Source organism: Kitasatospora sp. NPDC057518 (genome assembly GCF_042802075.1).
In the GTDB taxonomy this organism is placed as follows: Bacteria; Actinomycetota; Actinomycetes; order Streptomycetales; family Streptomycetaceae; genus Kitasatospora.
This window is the reverse complement of the sequence record NZ_JBHVEU010000641.1, coordinates 1-3667: the sequence shown is the minus strand read 5'-3', so window position 1 is coordinate 3667 and position 3667 is coordinate 1. Positions and strand designations below refer to the sequence as shown.

At 71.3% G+C, this 3667-nt stretch carries 3 protein-coding genes; all 3 read left to right on the top strand.

Annotated elements, in window-relative coordinates:
* Positions 1-129 precede the first annotated feature (129 nt).
* The 3 genes from ACFU7Z_RS37630 (at position 130) to ACFU7Z_RS37620 (ending at position 3664) form a co-directional block, all read left to right on the top strand.
* Complete coding sequence (locus tag ACFU7Z_RS37630) at positions 130-429, top strand: hypothetical protein (protein WP_143204551.1); 300 nt, start codon at positions 130-132, stop codon at positions 427-429.
* Between the two features lie 268 nt (positions 430-697).
* The gene (locus ACFU7Z_RS37625) at positions 698-1240 is read left to right on the top strand and encodes a hypothetical protein (protein ID WP_053112263.1); all 543 of its coding nucleotides are present in this window, start codon (positions 698-700) and stop codon (positions 1238-1240) included.
* 609 nt (positions 1241-1849) lie between these two features.
* Positions 1850-3664, top strand: a complete 1815-nt coding sequence (locus ACFU7Z_RS37620; protein WP_380782599.1) for a trypsin-like serine protease — start codon at positions 1850-1852, stop codon at positions 3662-3664.
* The last annotated feature ends 3 nt before the right edge of the window (positions 3665-3667 follow it).

Sequence of the window (3667 nt, the reverse complement as noted above, 5' to 3'; positions counted from 1 at the left end):
CGTCCGACGCGGGCTCCACAGCCGGAACGAGGGGGGTGTTCGGTGTATCCGTTGGGGCTTGGTGTCGTTTCGTGGTGGTGGCTCGCGATTCTGGCGACCGCGGTGTTCTGGGCGGTGCTGGTGCCGGGAATGCCCACGCGCACGCACCGGATCAGCATGGCGCTGGCGCCGGCCGCGATGGTGGTCTTCGGCCTCGGCAGCTACTACGCGAAGCACATGGACGCGGCCGCGGTGCTCGCCATGTACTCCTTCGCGGTGGTGGCCTTCCCGGTGGGAATGGTCGGCCACCGCAGGAAGTTCGCGCAGCGCCTGATGGAGGCGAAGGAGAGGGGCGAGTCGGAGGACAACACGTGGCCGCCCGCCATGATGGCGCAGGTCTTCGTGTCCCTTGTCGTCTTCGGGACCGCGGCGATCTGGACCACCCGGTAGCGACTCGGTCCACGGCTCACCCGCCCGCGACAACCTTCTCCCCGGGCATATAGGCCGTATACGAACATGGCGGAATTCCAGATGCTTCCGAAGCGGGAAACGATCTTCCGGAAGTCGACCCGCTCGTGATAGCAATGGTGCCGGTCGGGGCCGGGGGTGGCCGGGGGTGGCCGGAAACGCCATTCGACCAGGTCGCCGGTACGTGCACCGACTCGGCAGGTCCGCTGCGAACCAGCAGCAATTGACGGCTAATCAGGGGGTTTTATTCATGCGTTCCATCACCAAGATGGTCATCGTCGGCGCGGTCGCCGGCACGGTCGCGGTGTCCGGCGTCGTGGGCGCCGTCGCGGCTGACCGCAGCGCCGCCGCGCCCGGCGGCACCGCCGCCGCTCCGAAGGCGCTGACCGCCGACGACACTCCGCCGCCGGCCGTGGAGGACTTCGCCTACCCCGGCGCGGACCAGATCTTCGCGGACCGTGGCATCCGGCTGAAGAGCGGTGACGGCCACATCGTCCTCGTGCCCTGCGCCCCGGGTCTGCTGGAGGTCGACGCCCGGAACATGGCGGAGACCGACAAGGTCGGCGGCGGCCGCTTCTGCTTCACCACCACCGGCACGTCCGGTCGGCTCAGCCTGGAGCTGCCGTCGACCTACGCCGTCTCCACCTCCGACTACTCCGTCCACGTGGTCATGGTGAACGGCACCGAGACCAAGATCCACGACCTGAAGCCGAACACCTGGAACAAGGTCGGCGAGCTCACCGACCCGCAGCAGCGCCCGTTCACCCTGCTGGAGCTCACCACCTCCAAGTGAGGCTCCGATCAGGCGGTTTGACGCACGCCTGATCCCCCGGCCCCGGCCCCGCCGCGCGAGTGGCGGGACCGGGACCAGCGGGACCCGAACCATCCGAGCGGCCCGCATCGCCGCGGCCCGCGAGCGGTGCGAACGCCCTCCGCGTCCACCCCGCAGACGGCGGCCGACTCCACGAAGCCCGACGGGGCCGCACAGCGGGACTCCGACCGCCAGGGTGCCGAACGGCCGGGCCTGCGCTGCGAGTTCCTCGGCAGCCGGCTGCCGTCGCTCGGCGGTGGGCCACCGGCCGCACAGGCCGGCGAGCCGGCTGCAGGCCTGCGGCTCGTACCGCTCCAGGCGGCTGAGCGGGTGCAGGGCGACGGCCTGGCGGCCCGTCAGAGGCCGCGCGATCGCGGACTCCGTCGGACGCGGGCGGCTCACTCGTCCCCGGCCTCGGCGACCACGGGCCCGAACTGCCGGGCCAGCCTCACCGCTGACCTGCCCCGCAGGCCCTCCGCGCTCCAGGACAGCGCTTCGCGATCGTCGGCGAAGACGCCGGCGGGAAACCCGCCGGACCACGTCGGACCGATCGCTACCCGAATTCACCTCTTATCGTTGGGAACCCTGTTCATGCCTCGCAACTCCTCGCCCCGCTCCCGACGAGCGGGCGTGCTGGTAGCGGCCGCGGCCGCGGCCGCCGGCACGATGACCTCCTTCACCCCGGCCGGCGCGGTGACCGGCGACGCCGCCGCCGACGGCTCGTACGCCTACACCGCCCGGATCGTCGTCGGCGACGCCCTGCGCGGCTGCACCGGCACGCTGGTGGACCACTACTGGGTGCTGACCGCCGCGTCCTGCTTCTCCGACGACCCCGCTCAGCCGCAGGCGCTGGCGGCCGGCGCGCCGAAGTGGAAGACGACCGTCACGGTGGGCGCCAAGTCCGCCGACGTGGCCGAGCTGGTGCCGCGGCAGGAGCGCGACCTGGTGATGGCCCGCCTGGCCACCGCCGTGGACGGCATCACCCCGCCGGCGTTCGCCACGACCGCCCCCACCTCGGGAGAGAACCTGCGGGTGGCCGGGTACGGCCGCACCAAGGACGAGTGGGCCCCGCTGAAGCCCCACACCGGCTCCTTCACCCTCGGCACCGTGAGCGCGACCGGCATCAGCGTCACCGGCACCGGCGGCGCGGCGGTCTGCAAGGGCGACACCGGCGCCCCCACGATCCGCGAGACGGGCGGCAAGTCCGAACTCGTCGCCGTCGCCTCCCGCTCCTGGCAGGGCGGCTGCCTCGACACCCCGGCCACCGAGACCCGCACCGGCGCGACCGCCACCCGCGTCGACGACCTCGGCGGATGGGTCTCCTCGACCGTGGCCGCCGGCGGCGTGTCGGTCAAGTCGGACACCAAGCTGACCTCCGGACAGTCGATCGTCGGCGCGGACCTGAAGCTGACCATGCGGCCGGACGGCGACCTGGTCGTCACCCACAAGCAGGTCGACAACGGGATCCTGTGGTCGAGCGGGACTTCGGGCAACAACGGCGCCTGGGCGTACATCCAGCCGGACGGCAACCTCGTCGTCTACAAGAGCGACGGCAACCCGGCCGCCGGCACCGGCGCCCTGTGGGCCTCCGGCACCTGGGGCCAGAACGGCGCGTTCCTCAAGCTCCGGAACGACGGCAACGTGGCCATGGTCAAGGCCGACGGCAGCTCCGTCCTGTGGTCCGCCGGCACCATCCGCCTGGACCAGAAGCTGAACAGCGACACCAAGATCAAGCCCGGTCAGTGGTTCCAGTCGCAGACCGCCGTGGTCGAGATGCAGGCGGACGGCAACCTGGTCCGCTACCGCCGCGCCGACGCCGAGCCCACCTGGAACACCAACACCTCCGGGAACAAGGGGGCGTGGGCGTACGTGCAGACGGACGGCAACTTCGTCCTGTACAAGAGCGACGGCAACCCGGCCGCCGGCACCGGCGCCCTGTGGGGCTCCAACACCTGGGGCCAGAGCGGCGCGTTCCTCAAGCTCCAGGACGACGGCACCTTCGCGCTCTACAAGAAGAACGCCGCCGAGACGGTCGCCAACACCGTCTGGAGCGCCACCACCTTCCGCTCCGGCACCCAGCTCGTGGCCGGCCAGCAGGTGTACGCGAAGACCACCCGCCTGGCGATGCAGTGGGACGGTGACCTCGTCCTCTACCGCCTGAGCGACAACGCGGTCCTGTGGCACAGCAACACCGCCGGCAACGGCAACGCCTTCCTCCGGATCCAGCCCGACGGCAACGCCGTCGTCTACACCGCGGACGGCAGCCGCAGCCTCTGGGCCTCCGGCACCTTCTGGTCGACGGGCGCCTTCCTGAAGCTCCAGGACGACGGCAACCTCGTCGTCTACAAGGCCGACGGCGGCGAAGGCATCGGCAACGCCATCTGGTCCACCAACACCTTCGCCTGATCC